This is a genomic window from Thalassomonas actiniarum, from assembly GCF_000948975.2.
In the GTDB taxonomy this organism is placed as follows: Bacteria; Pseudomonadota; Gammaproteobacteria; order Enterobacterales; family Alteromonadaceae; genus Thalassomonas; species Thalassomonas actiniarum.
In genome coordinates this window covers 4,354,554-4,371,550 of record NZ_CP059735.1, presented here as the reverse complement: position 1 = coordinate 4,371,550, position 16,997 = coordinate 4,354,554, and the positions used below count along the sequence as shown (strand labels likewise).

13 protein-coding genes are annotated in these 16,997 nt (G+C 50.3%); 8 read left to right on the top strand and 5 right to left on the bottom strand.

All coding sequences use genetic code 11. The features are described 5' to 3' along the window. The first annotated feature begins 271 nt into the window (after window positions 1–271). The 4 genes from nagK (at window position 272) to gluP (ending at window position 4,786) form a co-directional block, all read left to right on the top strand. Window positions 272–1,204, top strand: a complete 933-nt coding sequence (gene nagK / locus SG35_RS18975; RefSeq protein ID WP_044833582.1) for an N-acetylglucosamine kinase — start codon at window positions 272–274, stop codon at window positions 1,202–1,204. Window positions 1,205–1,230: 26 nt separating this feature from the next. Further along, entirely contained in the window at window positions 1,231–2,229 is a 999-nt protein-coding gene (gene nagB-II / locus SG35_RS18970; RefSeq protein WP_044833583.1) for a glucosamine-6-phosphate deaminase NagB-II, read from the top strand. Next, entirely contained in the window at window positions 2,229–3,359 is a 1,131-nt protein-coding gene (gene nagA / locus SG35_RS18965) for an N-acetylglucosamine-6-phosphate deacetylase (RefSeq protein ID WP_044833584.1), read from the top strand. The genes nagB-II and nagA overlap by 1 nt, the downstream gene beginning before the upstream one ends. A gap of 95 nt (window positions 3,360–3,454) precedes the next feature. Continuing rightward, window positions 3,455–4,786, top strand: coding sequence for a glucose/galactose MFS transporter (gluP, locus tag SG35_RS18960; protein WP_044833585.1), 1,332 nt, complete (start codon window positions 3,455–3,457; stop codon window positions 4,784–4,786). 107 nt (window positions 4,787–4,893) lie between these two features. On the opposite strand, the gene SG35_RS18955 is transcribed toward gluP, so the two are convergent. Beyond that, window positions 4,894–6,615 carry an amidohydrolase gene (locus SG35_RS18955; RefSeq protein WP_044833586.1) on the bottom strand — a complete coding sequence of 574 codons (1,722 nt, stop codon included), beginning with the start codon at window positions 6,613–6,615 and terminating at the stop codon, window positions 4,894–4,896. A 123-nt stretch (window positions 6,616–6,738) separates the two neighbouring features. Here SG35_RS18955 and SG35_RS18950 point away from each other — a divergent pair, with 123 nt between their 5' ends. Both SG35_RS18950 and SG35_RS18945 read left to right on the top strand, forming a co-directional pair. After that, window positions 6,739–7,425: a response regulator transcription factor gene (locus SG35_RS18950; RefSeq protein ID WP_044833587.1), complete on the top strand. Its 687-nt coding sequence runs from the start codon at window positions 6,739–6,741 to the stop codon at window positions 7,423–7,425. Then, the gene (locus SG35_RS18945; RefSeq protein ID WP_152646667.1) at window positions 7,412–8,698 is read left to right on the top strand and encodes a sensor histidine kinase; all 1,287 of its coding nucleotides are present in this window, start codon (window positions 7,412–7,414) and stop codon (window positions 8,696–8,698) included. Before SG35_RS18950 ends, SG35_RS18945 begins: the two co-directional genes overlap by 14 nt. A 53-nt stretch (window positions 8,699–8,751) precedes the next feature. Here SG35_RS18945 and SG35_RS18940 read toward each other — a convergent pair whose 3' ends face one another. Beyond that, on the bottom strand, window positions 8,752–10,071 hold the full coding sequence (locus SG35_RS18940; protein ID WP_044833589.1) for an anti-phage deoxyguanosine triphosphatase: 1,320 nt from the start codon (window positions 10,069–10,071) through the stop codon (window positions 8,752–8,754). Between the two features lie 215 nt (window positions 10,072–10,286). On the opposite strand from SG35_RS18940, the gene SG35_RS18935 reads away from it, so the two are divergent. After that, window positions 10,287–11,108: a substrate-binding periplasmic protein gene (locus SG35_RS18935; RefSeq protein ID WP_160298313.1), complete on the top strand. Its 822-nt coding sequence runs from the start codon at window positions 10,287–10,289 to the stop codon at window positions 11,106–11,108. Window positions 11,109–11,135: 27 nt separating this feature from the next. On the opposite strand, the gene SG35_RS18930 is transcribed toward SG35_RS18935, so the two are convergent. From SG35_RS18930 to cmoA, 3 genes are all read right to left on the bottom strand, one after another. Beyond that, the gene (locus SG35_RS18930) at window positions 11,136–12,044 is read right to left on the bottom strand and encodes a LysR family transcriptional regulator (protein ID WP_476470232.1); all 909 of its coding nucleotides are present in this window, start codon (window positions 12,042–12,044) and stop codon (window positions 11,136–11,138) included. Window positions 12,045–12,125: 81 nt separating this feature from the next. After that, entirely contained in the window at window positions 12,126–13,091 is a 966-nt protein-coding gene (gene cmoB, locus SG35_RS18925; RefSeq protein WP_044833591.1) for a tRNA 5-methoxyuridine(34)/uridine 5-oxyacetic acid(34) synthase CmoB, read from the bottom strand. Continuing rightward, window positions 13,088–13,822, bottom strand: coding sequence for a carboxy-S-adenosyl-L-methionine synthase CmoA (gene cmoA / locus SG35_RS18920; protein ID WP_044833592.1), 735 nt, complete (start codon window positions 13,820–13,822; stop codon window positions 13,088–13,090). Before cmoA ends, cmoB begins: the two co-directional genes overlap by 4 nt. A 220-nt stretch (window positions 13,823–14,042) precedes the next feature. On the opposite strand from cmoA, the gene SG35_RS18915 reads away from it, so the two are divergent. After that, window positions 14,043–16,943 carry a transporter substrate-binding domain-containing protein gene (locus SG35_RS18915; protein WP_160298314.1) on the top strand — a complete coding sequence of 967 codons (2,901 nt, stop codon included), beginning with the start codon at window positions 14,043–14,045 and terminating at the stop codon, window positions 16,941–16,943. Window positions 16,944–16,997 lie beyond the last annotated feature (54 nt).

Genomic DNA, 16,997 nt, shown 5'->3' with positions numbered 1-16,997 from the left:
GGTTATTTGGCTCCGGCATTGGTCGGCTGAAACATTTCTTTGCCTGTTTTTAACCCCGGGTAGTGTTACCGGGGCTTTCTTAAAGTCACTGATAATATTCAATTTTTTATACGGTTTTTGTAAGACGCTGACAAGTTGACAAAGCAAAGAAAATAAAAAGCAAAAACATAATGACAGCGCTGTCATAAATGGTTAAGATGTTAGTCATTAAATCAATCATCCCTGTTCACATGGCCGGTCACGGGCGCAAGTGAAAAACTAAGAGGTCAACATGCTTTACAGTAAGGACAAGCAAGAGCAGCTTTTTTTAGGCATAGATGGCGGCGGCAGTAAATGTAAAGCCATTATCATGACAGCGGATAATCAAATTTTAGGCAGTGGTATTTCCGGACCGGGTAATCCGCTGCACGGTTTTGAACAGGCAACAGATTCCATCGTTAAATCTGCCTACCTGGCACTGATAGATGCCGGTTTGGCCGATACGCCGTTAACTGAGCTTATTGCCGGCGTTGGCCTGGCGGGGGTAAACCTGCCGCAGCAGTTTGAGCAAATGTCTGCCTGGCAGCATCCCTTTAAAGCCATGTTTCTTGCCACAGACTTATTGGTGGCTTGCCTGGGCGCCCATCAGGGGCAGGACGGGGCGGTGATGATCACAGGTACAGGCTCGTGCGGTTTTTCTTACGTGTGCGGACAGGAATTTATTATCGGTGCCCATGGTTTCCCCCATGGCGACAAAGGCAGCGGCGGCTGGTTCGGTTTGCAGGCGGTTGAGCAGGTGTTATTGTCGCTGGACGGTTTTAAGCCGGTATCGGTATTGAGCCAATCCCTGATGGACAAACTTGATTGTCGCACCAGTACCGATATTGTTGAAGCGGTGGCCGGAAAACCCGCCGCCTTTTACGCCGGTTTAGCTAATCTTGTTTTTGATGCGGCAGAAGCTGGCGATGCCCTGGCGCTTGCCATAGTGCATGAAGGGGGCGCGTATATCAGCAAAGTTGCCCGGGCTTTATGGCAGAAAAATCCGCCGGCGATGTCGATTATCGGCGGTTTATCCACAAGGTTAATGCCCTGGTTGGATCAGGAAATTCGTGAGCGGCTGATTGCGCCGATAGGTCCGCCGGAGGTTGGTTCGGTGCTTTTCGCCCGTCAGCAGCTGGCGCTTTTGTCGCAGCGCAACCGACAGTCAATTTCTGTTAATCAATAAATTTTTTAGATTATTAAGGTAGGATCATGTCTCAAACGCAAATGGAACTCGAAGCGCGTCAGGCGCCCCAGGTAATTAAACGCCAGCTTATCGCCAACCAGAACAAGATGACTTGTATCGGTGATAAACTTCGGGCATTAGATCCCAAGTCGGTGATGATCATCGGCCGCGGCTCCTCCGATCATGCCGGTGTTTTTGGTAAGTATCTGATTGAAATCGAAGCCGGTATTCCTACCAGTTCAGCCGCTCCCTCGGTGAGCAGTGTTTACGGCCGGCAGCTTAAACTTGACCGGGCCCTGGTGATAGTGATCTCCCAGTCGGGCCGCAGCCCGGATATTCTTGCCCAGGCAAAAATGGCTAAAGCGGCGGGGGCGTATTGCCTGGCGCTGGTCAATGATGTGACTTCTCCTATGGGCGAGATAGTCGATGAAGTCATTCCTTTGCAGGCAGATGCCGAGCTCAGTGTTGCCGCCACGAAAAGTTATTTATGTACCTTGTCGGCGCTGCTGCAGCTGACCGCCTACTGGACCCGGAATCAGGAGCTGGTAAAGGCGTTAGCCGATTTGCCTCAGGCACTGGAAAATATTATTGCCTCGGCGCCGCAATTTAACGCCGAGATGCTCAACGGGGTCAATAACATGGTGGTGCTTGGCCGCGGTTTTGGTTATGCGGTGGCAAAAGAAATGGCATTAAAACTCAAAGAAGTGAGCAGCATACATGCCGAAGCTTTTAGCAGCGCCGAGTTTTTACACGGTCCGGTGACTTTGGTTGAGCGGGGGCTGGCGATATTAAATTGTCTGGTAAATGATGAAAGTGCCTCTTCCCACCAGGAGCAAATCGATGAAATTGCTTCCCGCGGCGCCGATATTGTCAACTTAAGCCAGCTCGATAAAGCCATACATCCGAGAATTGCCCCCCTGGTGGTATTGCAGCGTTTTTATCTGGATGTCGCCACCCTTGCCGTGAGCCGGGGATTTAACCCCGACGAACCCAAGGGACTTAAAAAAGTGACAAGGACGGTATAATGAGCGAGCTGCGCCTGCAGGTAAAAAAACTCTTCGACGGTGGGGCCTTTGTTGAAGATAAGGTGCTGACACTAAGCGGCGGCAAGCTGGTTGCCATCGACAATGACAGTGCCAGGGCAGATATACGCCTGGATGGCCTGTTGGTGCCCGGCTTTGTTGATCTCCAGGTTAACGGCGGCGGCGGTGTACTCTTTAATGCCAACCCGACGTTTGAGGGGGTGAAAACCATGCTCGCGGCCCATGCCAAGTTTGGCACTACCGCCATGTTGCCCACGGTGATCACGGATAAAGTGGAAGTGATGGCGCAGGCGGCAGAAACGGTCGCCTGTTTGTTAAAAGAGGGTGAGCCGGGCCTGATCGGTATCCATTTTGAAGGACCTCATTTAAGCGCCGCTAAAAAAGGCGCTCACAGCCAGGGGTTTATCCGGGAAATAAGTCCGGCGGAATGGCAGATTTATCAAAGAAAAGATCTCGGCCAAATCATAGTGACCCTGGCACCGGAAGCGGTGGCGGTTGAGGATATCCGCACTTTAGTGGCTTTAGGGATAAAAGTCTGCCTTGGCCACAGCAATGCCGATTATCAATGTGTTAAGCAGGCACTGCTTGCCGGCGCCGACGGTTTTACCCATTTATATAATGCCATGTCGCCGCTTCAGGGGCGCGAGCCGGGTATGGTGGGGGCGGCTTTGTTTCATGATGAGGCCAGCTGCGGTATCATAGCGGATGGTTTTCACCTCGATGATGTTTGCGGTCAGCTTGCCCTTAAGGTCAAACCGCAGGATAAGGTTTTCCTGGTGACCGATGCCATGCAGCATGTCGGCTGTGAGCAAAAAGAATTTAATTTTTTTGATCGGAAAATTACCTTAACTGATGGTAAGTTAACGTCAACCACGGGGGAACTGGCGGGGTCGGCACTGGATATGGCGACGGCGGTAAAAAATGCCCATTTGAAAATGCTGCTGCCGCTTGAGCGGGCGTTGCAGATGGCGAGCCTGAATCCGGCCAGCTATATCAATCAGGGACAACTGGGCCGTATCAGAGTAGGTGCTGCGGCGGATTTTGTTGAATTAACGGAAGATTTTAAAGTGCTTTCCACCTGGATAGCCGGTCACCGGATTTTTACTGCTTAGGTTTTACACCTTAAGAGCACGGAAAGATTTTAAAGTTTTATACCAATATAATTTATAACTTGACGGCAACTTGATGACAAGGGGATGAGGAAACTATGGAAATAACGTTAACCAATGAAAGAACAACAGGAAATTTTGTTCCGCTAGCGATCATCGCGGCCTTGTTTTTTGTGTTTGGCTTTGTCACCTGGCAAAACGGCGCCCTGATCCCTTATTTGCAAATGGTGTGTCAGCTCACAGAAACCGAGGCGTTATTTGTCGCCTTTGCCTTTTATTTTGCCTATACCGCCATGGCGCTGCCGTCGGCCTCGGTATTAGAGCGCACCGGTTATAAAAACGGTATGGCCCTGGGGTTGCTGCTCTTGGTGGTCGGCTTTTTATTTTATATTCCGGCGGCTTCCAATCAGGCATTTTCACTGTTTTTACTGGCGCAGTTTATTATCGGCAGCGGCATGACTTTGCTGCAAACCGCCGCCAATCCTTATGTGGTCAAAGTGGGGCCGGTAGACAGCGCTGCGGTGCGTATCATGTTTATGGGCCTGATGAATAAAGGCGCCGGTGTTATTGCCCCGCTGGCGTTTACTGCCCTGGTGTTAGGGGACTTTGCCGGTATTTCCGCCCTGAGCCTGGAGCAGATGCCTGCCGCAGAAAAAGCCGATACCATTGAACGCTTGTCCTCCGGTTTGATTTATCCTTATTTAGGCATGGCGGCCATTTTTGTAGTGCTGGCGGCATTATTGAAAAAATCGCCTTTGCCGGAATTATCTTTTGACGAAGATCAGGCCTTAGTTGAGACACAGGGCGAAAAGGAAACGAAAACTTCAGTACTGCAATACCCTGCGCTGGTATTGGGAGCACTAACCTTATTTGTCTATGTCGGCGCAGAAGTGATTGCCGGGGATACCATAGGGTTATTTGCTTCGAATTTAGGGGTCGCCAATGCCACCTCGTTAACTTCTTATACCATGGCCTTTATGCTGATAGGTTACGCCCTGGGCATTGCCATTATTCCCCGTTTTATCCAGCAGGAAACCGCGTTAATGGCTTCTGCGGTAAGCGGCCTGATATTTTCTTTGTTCGTGGTGCTTTCTGATCCGGGCAGCAGCGGCGTTTCCCAAGTATTATGGGGCTGGAGCGGTATCGCCACTTTGCCCGATACCATCACCTTTATCGCCCTGTTAGGTTTTGCCAATGCCCTGGTATGGCCGGCGGTATGGCCGCTGGCGTTAAAAGGTTTAGGGCAGCTAACCGCCAAAGGTTCGGCGCTGCTTATCATGGGGATTTCCGGCGGCGCGATTCTGCCTTTGGTTTACGGTGTCTTGTCTGAAGGTTTAGGCGGACAAAGTGCCTATTGGATGATGCTGCCTATCTATTGCTTTATCCTGTTTTATGCCGTTAAAGGCCACAAGATGACCCGCTGGTCATAAAAGGTTTTTCTTCCCCTGGTCTGAAAAGACACCGGCTATTGGCAACTTATGTGAGAGCAAGCTGCCAATAGCCGTTTTTTTATTTACAGGACAGGGCATGAGTGAACTTATCTTTGGTAGATAAGTTCGCCGTCTAACCAGGTCATTTCCACTTGGGTGTTTTTAATTTGTGCGGCAGAGGCATTAAATAAATCCCGGTCAAGTACAATCAAATCTCCCCGCTTGCCTACTTCGATCGAACCGGTAATGTCGTCCTGGCGCATGGCGTAAGCGCCGTTGAGGGTATAGGCCAGGATGGCATCGGATAGTGAAATGGCCTGCGGCGTGCGGGTAATCGCATTGGCAATGCCGACAAAAGGATTAAAGGTGCTGACATTCCAGTCACTGCTCAGGGTCAGCCTGGCGTTATTATCCAGCAAAGAGCCGATGGGGATGATATCGTCGGCGCGCTCGGCGCCGATATAGTCAATGTTTTCCTGCCAGTGCTGCGGTTTGGTAAATTCACCCGCCACCTGGGCGTCGGCAATGACATTTAATGCGGCAAAGCGCGGGTAGTCTTTGGGATCCATGATTTCCAAATGGGTCAGGCGGTGGCGTGCCTTGCCGTTTGAGGCATTTTCGATGGCATCGAGCGCTTCGCTAATGCCCCTGTCGCCGATGGCGTGGATATTAAAATCAAAGCCTGCCGGCTCCAGCGCCTTAAGGTATTTTTCCAGCCGCTGCGGGGTGAAATAATTTAAGCCTTTATTGCCATGCAGGCCCAACAGATCGATTTCATAAGGCTGATGCAGGGCTGCGGTGGTATTGTTTAAAATACCGTCCATATAAAATTTTACCTGGTTCACCTTTAATAAGCTGGCAGGGTTTGCCTGGTACATATCAAGCAGCCGGGTAATTTGCGTGGCGTCATTGGCCTCGGGATAGGCCCATAGGCCCAGGCTGACGCGCAGGCTCAGCTCATTGTTTTTCGCCAGCTCCTGCCAGGTGTTGAGATGATTTCGCTGCCAGTAGGTACGGGCGTCGCTGATGGCGGTGATACCGTGTTTATTGAGTTCGGGCTGGGTATATTCGACAAAGCCCCGGTAGTCTTTAGCGGCGGCATCGTTTTGTGCGTTGATGGCGATTTCCATGACAATATCACCGGCATTATCGTATAGGATGCCGTCGGGACGGTTGAAGCTGTCCCGGCTGATCACGCCGCCGATGGGATCCTGGCTGCTGGCACTAATATTGGCCAGCGCCAGTGCTTTGGAGTTGACCCACATGGAATGGGAAGTCTGCTCCATAATGATCACCGGGCGGTCCGCTACGGCATCATCAAGGATTTCCCTCGGGTTACGCTCGGCATTGAGCAGCGCTTCTATGGTATGACCGTAGCCCACCAGCCAGCTGGCCTGCGGATTTCTGGCGGCGGCGTCTATGATATCATCGATAAAATATTCCACATCCGTTTCTGCTTCGTTTAAGCTAAAATGGGTGGTGTCCGAGCCGGACTCTAACGGGTGCATGTGGACATCGTGGATCCCCGGCATCATCATTTTTCCCTGTAAATTGATGACCCGGGTATTGTCGCCGATAAAATTCTGTACCTGACTGTCGTCGCCGACAAAGATGATTTCCCCGTCTTTCAATGCCAGCGCCTGGGCGCTTGGCTGCTCGGGGTTGACGGTATAGATGTTACCGTTGGTAAAAACAGTGTTGGCCAGCTGCTCCTTAACGGAAGTTGACGGTGTGACCGTTTGCTGGGGGTCGGCGCCGTTTTCGCCGCTACAGCCACTTAAAGACATGGCTAACAGACAAGTTGCTAAGTTCATAAAACGCTCTTTCATTGCTTGCTCCTGAAGTGAAAAGCCAATTTAGCAAACCCCGGGTAACGAAAAGGTAACCGCTGGCACGACATCTTGTTATAGTAACGCCATTGAAGACAATATTTCGCGAATGTTAATCCCGATATGATAGTGCTTTTTGTTGAAGATGATAGCAAGTTAGCCCAGCAGACCATTAATTTTTTGGAAAATGAAGGCATAGAAGTCGATTATGCCGCCGGCATCAGGCAGGCCCTGGCCATCAGTGAAGATGCCGCTTCGGCCCCGGAGGCGGTTTATGATGCCGTCATCCTGGATATGAATTTACCCGACGGCAATGGGGTGGCGCTGGCAAAAACACTCAGAAACACCTTACCGCAGATCCCGATCTTGTTTTTAACGGGACAATCCGCTTTGGAAGATAAAGTTGCCGCCTTTGAAGCCGGCGCCCTGGATTACCTGACCAAACCTTTTGCCATGGCGGAGCTGGCGATACGGTTAAAGCTGCTGGCGCGAAAACAGCCGGAGAATGCCGATACTTTTACCCTGGCAGATCTGCAGGTGAATTTCTCCGAAAAAATCATCCAAAGGGCAGGGCGGGCGATCACCCTGTCTCCCCAGCAATGGCAGCTGCTGGCGCTGTTATGCCGCACCAGCCCGGCCTATGTCCCCAAAGCCACCATCTTATCGACCATTTGGACAGATACCGATGCCAGCAATGATATGTACAAGTCTCTGATCTCGCGCTTGCGCAATAATATCAGCCGCAAGCATGAGGCTGCCTTGCTGAGCATAGCCCCGAAACAGGGAGTGGCGTTACGTGAAGCAGACTGATGTGCATAAGCAGGGAACACCTGCTTTAGCCAGGGGGCATAAGCGCCGCTCGCTGGTACATTATATTGCCTGGCGTTTGCTCGGCAGTGTTGCTGTGATTGTGCTGTTATGGTTTTTTATTTCCCGCGCCGGTTACTTTTTTGCCCTCGACGGTACCGCAGAGTTTTATTTGTTTGAAGATGCCGAAAATGCCCTCTTCCTTGAGCAGGAGGGCATAGCGCCGGACATCCTCAATAGCGGCTTTCGGGAGTTTTACCGTGATTACCGGCAGATCCCTGCCTTTATCCGGGAGCAAGTTGAACGTCACTGGCGTCCCGGGCAAGTGAACAGCCCGGTGTTTATTGAAACCCGGGAGCAGGATATCTATTTTCTTGCCTATCAGCAGCAGGCATCCCAGCCGGTGTTTTACCTGCTGCACCGCTTTGATAAAAGCGAGACGGTTAACCTGGCGCCGTTATTTCTGCTGGTTGGCCTGCTGGCCTTTGCCGCGGTTTTGGTGGTGATCCTGCTGGTGATCTACCGGCTGAAATCCCAGCTGAAACTGTTGTCTTTACATCTTAAAGATCCGCTGGCAGAGCAAGAAACCGCCTTGGGGCAAAAGCTGCCGCCCTTGATGATCCGTGACTTTGACCAGGCGCTGCAGTCGGTGAAACACCATTACCGGGAAAAACAGCAAGTGATCAAACGGGAGCGGGAGTTTGCCAATTTTCTCAGCCATGAAATCCGCCAGCCGCTGTCAAAACTTAATACCAACCTGGCGCTGCTCGATCAGCTCGATGATTTGCCCTATGCCTCGGTGGAAATCATTGAGGATGTCAAACAGCTCAGTGAAGATCTTAACCAGATCAGTGCCGCCGTGCTGCAGCTATGGCTTGACTCCGGGCAGCAGGAGGAAACCATAGAGCTGGCGGGGTTAATCCGGCAACTCAGCCATGCCTTGTTGCCCGAAGGGCTAAAACAGGAATTTAGCTTTGCCCGTGAATCCCTTGTGCTGACAAGCCATGATGCCTTAGTAAAGTTATTGTTGTGCCAGTTGATCAAAAATGCCGGCCAATACGCCGATACCTTTATCCATTTTCATATACAGCCCCAGGAACTGGCAATCGAAAACGATGTCGGGCTGATGGAAAACTGCGATCCCCGGGATTACGGTTACGGCTTAGGCCTGGTGATGGCGAAGAAAATCTGCCAGCGCCTGAACTGGGCCTTGACCGTCAAGCAGGAAAAGGCACATTTTTCTGTGGTGCTGGCATTTGGCAATAGCCGGGATTAAGGCGGATGGCCAATATTTAGCCGGGGTTGCACTCCCCGGCTATGGGCTTGCTGTTATGCCCTTGGCACAAACAGTGTCTGGTAGAGGCGGGTAGCGTAATCGTCGGTCATGCCGGCGACATAATCGGCAATCACCCTGTGGGGATTATCATAGTTATGACTGGCTTCGAGCCAGCGCCTGGCGGTATTGGCGGGTAACAAACGCTGCGGATCTGAAGCCAGGGCCTCGAATAATTCCATCACGATTTGCTGGCCGCGATATTCCAGCCTCTGTATCGAGGTTTGCCGTATGACATATTGAAAAACAAAGTCTTTAAAGATTTGCAATACCTCGGCTGTGGTGCTGGGCAATACCGCATTAAACCTGAGCAGGGTTTCCTGAAACTGCACCTCGCCGTTATCATTGATGTCGTGCAACTCTATGGCGGTGATCAGGTAATTGACCAGGCCGCCGATGGCATCTTTTTGCAGATATTGTTTGTCGCTGAACAGTTTGTCTGTCAGCCCCTGACTGAACTCCTGTATCCAGGCATCATCGACCCGGGTGAGTTTTTCGATAACATGCTGCTCAAAATCATTGCGGCTGACGATGCCGGTGACAATGGCGTCTTCAAGATCATGGATGCCGTAGGCGATATCATCGGCGAGCTCCATCACCGAGCAGTCAAAAGACTTAAACCGGGTTTTATGGTGCTGGCCGTTTTTCTCCTTAAACTGTTGAAACAGGCTTTTATCTTTGGCGGACAGGGGTAATAACACCCAGTCGAGAATATCGTCATCATCCTGGTAAATACCTTTGGGGGGATGCCAGTCGCGGGCATTTAACTGGCGGAAATTATCCGGAAAAGCCGGTGTCTCCTCCCGTTTGAGGTTGTCTATGGTTTGCGGGTATTTGAGCAGGCCGAGCAAAGTGCGCCGGGTTAGGTTCATGCCGAAACGTTCGCTAAAGGGCTCAAGCCGGGCGACGATACGGAAAGTCTGGCCGTTACCCTCAAAACCGCCGTGGCCCTTCATCATATAATGCAGCGCCACTTCACCGCCGTGGCCAAACGGCGGATGGCCGATATCATGGGCCAAACAGATGGATTCTATCAGGGTGTCATCGCTGGGCAGTAAAAGCGCCGTTTGCTCCGGGTATTTGGAGCGCAGTTGCGCGGTGATGCCCGAGCCTATCTGGGCCGCTTCGAGCGAGTGGGTCAGCCGGGTGCGGTAAAAGTCACTCTGGCCGCTGCTCATCACCTGGGTTTTCGATTGCAGGCGGCGAAAAGCGGCAGAATGCAGGATCCTGGCCCGGTCCCGCTGGAAGGGACTGCGGTGATCATGCTGGCGTTTACTGAGACTGGGCTGGCGTCTTTCTGTCCATATTTGATTCATAGTGCTCCTGATTTGACTAACTCTCGCTGATCATCTTTACTGCATAATATACCCGGGCAAGGGAGATGGCAGGTCTTAACTTGGTATTGAAGCTGGCAGCCATAAGTTGTTGGGGTATAGATAGTGTCTGCAAATGTTGTTGTTAACTACATTACTTAATTTTCATCGTTTTGTGCAACTATCCAATGAATAAATACACGTTTGGGGTATTTTTTTTGAATAAATGGCTGTTATTTTTCATCTGTCTTGGTGTTGTTGCCATCATGTTCTTTTGTCCAAGCAGTGACGGTGAGGACGAATCACCTGGCGTTAGTACGATACCCGTTGAGCAATCGCAGCTGCAGGAGCCTGATGCGGACGAGCCAAAAAGCACTATGGTGGAGCTGATCACCGGCTTGTCTAAACCGCCATTCATTATCCAGGAGCAAAACTCCGGCTTACAGCTCGATATCATTAAAGCCGCTTTTTTAACCCAGCGAATTATTCCCCAGTTTATCCATATGCCGCTAGGGCGTAATATCAGTGGTTTCCAGCGCTGGAATGTCGACGGCATTATTACCGTCCCCCATAACTTCAAGTCAGAAGGGGCATACATTTCCAAGCCTTATATTACTTATCAAAATGTCGCCGTCAGCCTGGCAAGCCTGGGGCTGTCCCTGAAGGTTATTGAAGATTTAACCGGAAAAAACATCATCGCTTTTCAGAATGCGAAAAAATACCTCGGAAGCAGGTACGGGGATGCTATCGCCTATTCCCTTAACTACCGGGAGGTGGCGCTGCAGCTGGAGCAAATTGAAATGATGTATACGGGTAAAACCGAGGTGATTATTCTCGATATTAATATTTTTAAATATTTTCTCCATAATCACCGCTCCGGCAAGTATTTACAGCCGGTGGATGTGCATTATATTTTTAAGGAAAGGTTTTATTCCGCCGGTTTTAAATCTCAAGAAATTCGCGATAAATTTGATCTGGGGATAACAGAGATCAAGGCAAATGGTACTTACCAACGTATTCTGGATAATTATCTGGAATAACTGGCGATACAGGTAAAGGGAACTGCTTTACTCAGATTCGGAAAATAGCCCGTGATGGCGATAAAACAGCTGCTCCAGCAGTAAAGTACCCGGTCCGGCGCTGTCCCTGTCCGGCAGCACTAAATGCATAGGGACTTCCCTGTGGTGATGGTCGGTAATGGTTATTTTTCTTAGTTCTCCGCTTGCCAGCAAAGGGGTGGCCATGGCTGTCGGCAACCAGCAAAACCCTATACCGGTTTTTAAAATGGCTACCGCCTCATGGAAATTGGAAACCGTCCAGCGCTGTTCCGCCTTTAACCAGCCCAATTCATTTTTGGTCACCCCGGTTTCGCTGATCACTATCTGTAAATTACTGGCTAATTCTTCCTGTTTTACCGGTGTCTGTGCGATAGCCAGGTTATCGCTGGCACATACGGCTATCATGCTGACATTGCACAGGGTATTGGGTAAATAGCCCTGCGGGACTATGTTGGTGATCACTATATCGGCAGACTTGGTTTTTACCGCTTCGACACTGCCGGAGATCACTTCTTCTCGAATTTTTAACCGGCTGCCGCGGCTTTGCGGTAAGAAATCATTCAATATCTGATATAAGTGATTTTTTGGATAGAGGATTTCTACCGCGAGGATAATTTCCGGCTCCCAGCCTTTATCCAGGGTTTGCGCCAGCGATTCCAGTGCTTCGATATCCTGCATGATCTGCCGGGAGCGGCGCAACATGGTCTCTCCGGCACTGGTTAAATAAGCTTTTCTGCCTTTGACTTCCAGCAGGGTAATACCCAGCTGGTTTTGCAATTTAGCCACGGCATGGTTCAGGGAGGACTGGCTCTTATTGAGCTTTTCGGCGGCCTTGGCATAACCGCCATAATCGACGACGGATTGCAGGATACGCCATTGTTCTAGGGTGGATTTTGCGCGGAAAATCTTATCTATCATAATGTCCCGTCTTCTGTTTTCTCTGGCATTGACTGTTTAGCCGGTTAAGTCCCGGCTAAATCATGTACTGCTGCCACCGGCTTAGACATTGGCAATAAAGATGCCGCGTTTGGGGGCCGGGTAGCCTTCGATGGTTTTGCTCGGATCGTCCGGGTCAAGAAAGTCCTGTAAAGACTCGGTATCTATCCACTCGGTTTTACGCTGCTCATCCAGGGCGGTGACATCGGTATTGACCATACGGACATTTTTAAAGCCACAGCGCTCCATCCAGGCACACATGGCCTCGCTGCTGGGTAAAAACCAGACGTTGCGCATTTTGGCGTAACGTTCGCCGGGCACCAGCACGGTATTGACATCGCCGTCGACGATCAGGGTTTCCAGTACCAGCTCGCCGCCTTTGGCCAGCTGGGATTTTAACTGGTAGAGAAAATCTATCGGCGAGCGGCGGTGATACAAGACCCCCATGGCGAAAACGGTATCAAAGGCCTTGAGTTCGGGCAACTGCTCGACGCCAAGCGGCAGCAGGTTGACCTGGTCATCACCGATAAAATGCTGAATTGCCTTAAATTGCATTAAAAACAGCTGGGTGGGATCGATACCGACAACAAATTTTGCCCCTTCGCCGCGCATGCGCCATAAATGATAGCCGCTGCCGCAACCTATATCCAAGACATAGCGGTCTTTTAAGTCGCTGATATAAGGTTTGAGGCGATCCCATTTAAAGTCGGAGCGCCACTCGGTATCTATATGCAGATCATGAATATGATAAGGCCCCTTGCGCCAGGGTTTGAGTTTTTTCAGCAGGTTCTCGAGTCGTTTAAATTCGCCTTCATTGATATCGTCCCGGCTGCCGGCAGCAACGCGGCCACTGAGATCTATACTCGATGGCTGAGTGTTGGGCAGGGCATCCAGGGTTTTCTGCCAGTGCTTGTATTCGCCGTGTAAGTGCTGGCTTTGCCATTGATGTAACTGCGCCGGCAACGTCTGGAGCCAGTGGCTTAAGCGGTTGGTGGCGATTTGTTGGTAAAAAGAATTAAAAGCGGTCATTTAATAGCTACTAATGAGAAAAAGTTAAAACACTGGAACCAGGGGGTAATATGGTTAAAGCCGGCCTGGGTTAAACGCTGGTGATGAATTTCTAAGGTATCGGTGCGCATGACATTTTCCAGCGCGGTGCGCTTTTGCGCCACTTCCAGTTCGCTGTAGCCATTGGCTTTTTTAAACTCATGATGCAAATCGGTAAGCAGTTCGCGGCTGACGCTATCGTCCTGGGTGATTTTTTCAGACAGTACCAGGATACCGCCGGGATTTAATCCCCGGGCGATTTTGCTGATCAGCGCCTGGCGCTCTGATTTATCGATAAATTGCAGGGTAAAGTTGAGCACCACCATAGAGGCATTTTCGATCTCTGTCTCCTGGATATTGGCCTGGCGGATGTCCACCGGGGTTTGACCCTTAAACGCCTGGATATGAATTTTACAGCGCTCGACCATGGCAGGTGAATTATCGACTCCGATGATCTGGCAACCCTCGGCGGTGATCGCCCGGCGCATCGCCAGGGTGGCGGCCCCTAACGAGCAGCCGAGATCATAAACGTTTGAATTGTCAGTCACATACCTTTGGCTCAATCGGCCTATGGTATCTATGATGGTGTTATAGCCGGGTACGGAGCGGCTGATCATATCCGGAAAAACTTCCGCTACCTGGGCATCAAAAGTGAAGTCTTTCACCTGGGAATGGGGGTTGGAATAAATTAAATCGGTTGCTGATTTTTGCATGCTTGCAAATCTTATCTTGCGCTGGTGTAGAATGAATGCCGGTATTTTATCTGATTTTGACCGGCCAAACCACTTGAAAATACCCTGTCCGGGATGGCGTCGGCGCTATCCCGGTTGTCGGTATTCTCTTGCTTTAGCCTTGTGTTGGCTGGTTTTTTTGCATAAATTAAAGCTATTCTTTACCCGGTTGCGAAGATTGTTGTCTAAGGTGGTAGTGCGCTTGTTGTATATAATTTTGTTGGTGCTGACGGTTTTATCCGGTCTTGGAGCCGGTAGTGTTCTCGCGAAAGCCCCTGTGGCAATGCAAGTGTCCGGCACTGAAAATATCAGCCCGAAAGCGTTAAATTCGCCGTCTCTTGCTGCATCATCTTTGACCCCGGACAAGCTTGGCCCGGTGACGGTGGCCATCAATAAAACCTCCTATCCCTATCATTTTATCAATGAACAGGGCCAGCCTGACGGTTTGACGGTTGACCTCTGGCGTTTATGGGGAGCTAAACTCGACATAGACGTTGAGTTTTTGGCCTTTAGCTGGCAAGAAACCCTGGCAAAAGTGAGTAGCGGGGAAGTGACCCTGCATGCGGGCATGGCCCAGCTGAGAGACAGGGAAAAAACTTTTGCTTACTTTTCACCTAATTACCTGATAGCCAATCATTTGTATCTGCACCGTGATTTAACCGATGTTAGCACGATTGAGCAAATAACCCCTTTTGCGGTCGGGGTGGTGAAGGGCTCGCTTCATGTGGAGAGTTTACAAAACCAGTACCCCCGCCTGGTATTAAAACCTTATGCCAGCAGACACCAGCTTTATGATGCGGCACTGAAAGGCGAGGTCAGGATTTTTGCCGGGATCGAAAATTTATCGAAAAATTATCCCAATCACGACAAACTTGCTGCCATGTTCCCGCCCTATAAACGTCTTAGCTACGATCATAAACGTTATGGCTCGGTGATGGCGAAAAATAACCCGGTACTTTTTAGTTTTATTCAGCAGGGCCTCAGCCAGATTACGCCGCAGGAACTGATGAAAATAGAGCGTAAATGGCTGGGCATGAATAAGCAAAAAGGTGTGCTTTCCCTGGCCTTTTCCGCACTATTGCCTCCCTATATGGCGGTATCGCCTTCGGGTAAACCTCAGGGCTTGTTTATTGATATCTGGCGCTTGTGGTCGCAATACAGCGGCCACAAAGTTGAATTTATTGCCGATGAAATGCAAGGGGCGATAAATAAGGTCAAACAGCATCAGGCGGATGTGCATATTGCCTATCCCGTCAATGGCCTGGCCCCCGACGGTTTACTCTCTGCCTGGCCCCTGTATAAGGTGCAATCCAGGGTGTATGTCAGTAATCGCTTACCGGGCCTGAAAAACCTGCAAGACTTAACCGGCAAGCGGGTGGGGCTCTTTAAAACCGCCCCTTACCACCAGGATGTGGCTAAGTTATACCCGGGACTTAACCTCATCTATTACACCAGCCATAGCGACATGATTAATGACGGCGAAGCCGGGCTGCTCGATGCCATGATAAGCGAAGTCGAAAATATGCGGGTGAAGCTGGTACAGGCAAATTTACAGTCTTCTTTTTACCTGCTCGATGAGCCGGTGTTTCACTCGCAAATATCTTCCCTGGTGAGCAGCGATAATGAAAAACTGGTGGAAATTATCCGCGACGGTTTTACCCATATTCCGTTAACAGAATTGATTACCCTGGAAAAAAAATGGCTCAGCCCGCAAAGATATCCCTATTTCGAACAGCTTAAATACCAGGTAAAACTCAATGACACAGAGCAGGCCTGGCTCAAGCAATACCCGACCGTTAAGGTGGGCATGGTGAAAAAGTGGCCGCCGATGGAATTTATCGATAAACAGGGGGAGTTTAGCGGCATTAACCGCGATGTCTTGAATTTGATCAGCGAGCGGGCCGGGGTGCAGTTTGATTATGTGGCTTTTGATAACTGGCAGCTGTTATACCAGGCCCTGCTAGATAACCAAGTCGATATGGTGGCCAGCGCCAAATCCAGCGAGCAAAGAAAAGCCCAGTTGCTTTTTTCACAGTCCTACTGGCAAATGCCCTGGGTCATTTTACATCCGCGCCATATCGGCAAGCAGTCCAGCATACGTTATTTTATCGGTAAAGAGCTGGCAATCGTCAAAGGCTACCAGCTTATCGGCAGGCTTAAAAAGGACTACCCCCATATTAAACTGCGTCTGGTGGATACGGTGGAAGAGGGGCTGATGGCGGTGCAGCAGGGGCTGGCGGACGGCTTTATTGAAACCATTGCCGCAACCTCAGAATTGCTGAAACGCGAAAGCATGGTCACCCTGATGATTTCCGTGGTAGAAGAGCATAATCTCGAACACAGTCACCTTGCCATCCGTAAAGACTGGCCCGAACTGCAAGAGATAGTGAATAAAGGCATCGCCAGTATTTCCGAGGATAAAGTTCAGGACATTTATGAGCGCTGGTTCGGTATTGAAATCGACACCGGTTTTGACAAAAATGTCGTGATGCGGGTCGCCGCCCAGGCGGGTTTTATTATTTTCATTATTATCCTGGTGATCATGTTGTGGAACCGGCGGCTGCAGGTGGAAATCAGCCGCTCCAAGGCGCTGAAAGTGCAAATGAATCATATGGCCACCCATGATGAATTAACCGGGCTCGCCAACCGGGTGTTGTTAAAAGAGCAAATAAACAGCGCCATCGCCTTTCATCAGCGCCAGCAGTTGGAGATGGCGGTGCTGTTTATCGATCTCGATGGTTTTAAAGGCGTCAATGACAGCTATGGCCATGATGTCGGTGATGAACTTTTAGTGCAGTTGGCGCAACGGTTATTATTGTGCGTGCGTAAATCCGATACCGTGGCCCGTTTTGGCGGCGATGAATTTGTCCTGGTGCTCACCGGTTTGCACCATAAAAGTGAAGCGGCTTTTATTGCCGATAAAGTGATCCACCAGGCGCAAATGCCTTTTACCTTATCTGCCGCCACGGTCAATATCGGCTGTAGTATCGGCATTGCCGTTTATCCGGAAGATGGCGCCACTGAGCCTGAGTTGATCAAGGTAGCCGACACCTTAATGTACAAAGTCAAAGGTAAGGGAAAAAATCACTATAGTTTTACCTGAGGTCATTCGGCCTCTTAAATCCCCGTTGCTGAGAAACCAAGGTGCAGCTTTTTA

What these genes read in the sequence shown, in the direction of transcription:
- SG35_RS18955 (WP_044833586.1), bottom strand. Translation starts at nt 6,615, where the DNA reads ATGAAAGAGCGTTTTATGAACTTAGCAACTTGTCTGTTAGCCATGTCT.
- SG35_RS18930 (WP_476470232.1), bottom strand. Translation starts at nt 12,044, where the DNA reads ATGATAGATAAGATTTTCCGCGCAAAATCCACCCTAGAACAATGGCGT.
- cmoB (WP_044833591.1), bottom strand. Translation starts at nt 13,091, where the DNA reads ATGACCGCTTTTAATTCTTTTTACCAACAAATCGCCACCAACCGCTTA.
- nagA (WP_044833584.1), top strand. Translation starts at nt 2,229, where the DNA reads ATGAGCGAGCTGCGCCTGCAGGTAAAAAAACTCTTCGACGGTGGGGCC.
- nagB-II (WP_044833583.1), top strand. Translation starts at nt 1,231, where the DNA reads ATGTCTCAAACGCAAATGGAACTCGAAGCGCGTCAGGCGCCCCAGGTA.
- gluP (WP_044833585.1), top strand. Translation starts at nt 3,455, where the DNA reads ATGGAAATAACGTTAACCAATGAAAGAACAACAGGAAATTTTGTTCCG.
- SG35_RS18950 (WP_044833587.1), top strand. Translation starts at nt 6,739, where the DNA reads ATGATAGTGCTTTTTGTTGAAGATGATAGCAAGTTAGCCCAGCAGACC.
- nagK (WP_044833582.1), top strand. Translation starts at nt 272, where the DNA reads ATGCTTTACAGTAAGGACAAGCAAGAGCAGCTTTTTTTAGGCATAGAT.
- SG35_RS18940 (WP_044833589.1), bottom strand. Translation starts at nt 10,071, where the DNA reads ATGAATCAAATATGGACAGAAAGACGCCAGCCCAGTCTCAGTAAACGC.
- cmoA (WP_044833592.1), bottom strand. Translation starts at nt 13,822, where the DNA reads ATGCAAAAATCAGCAACCGATTTAATTTATTCCAACCCCCATTCCCAG.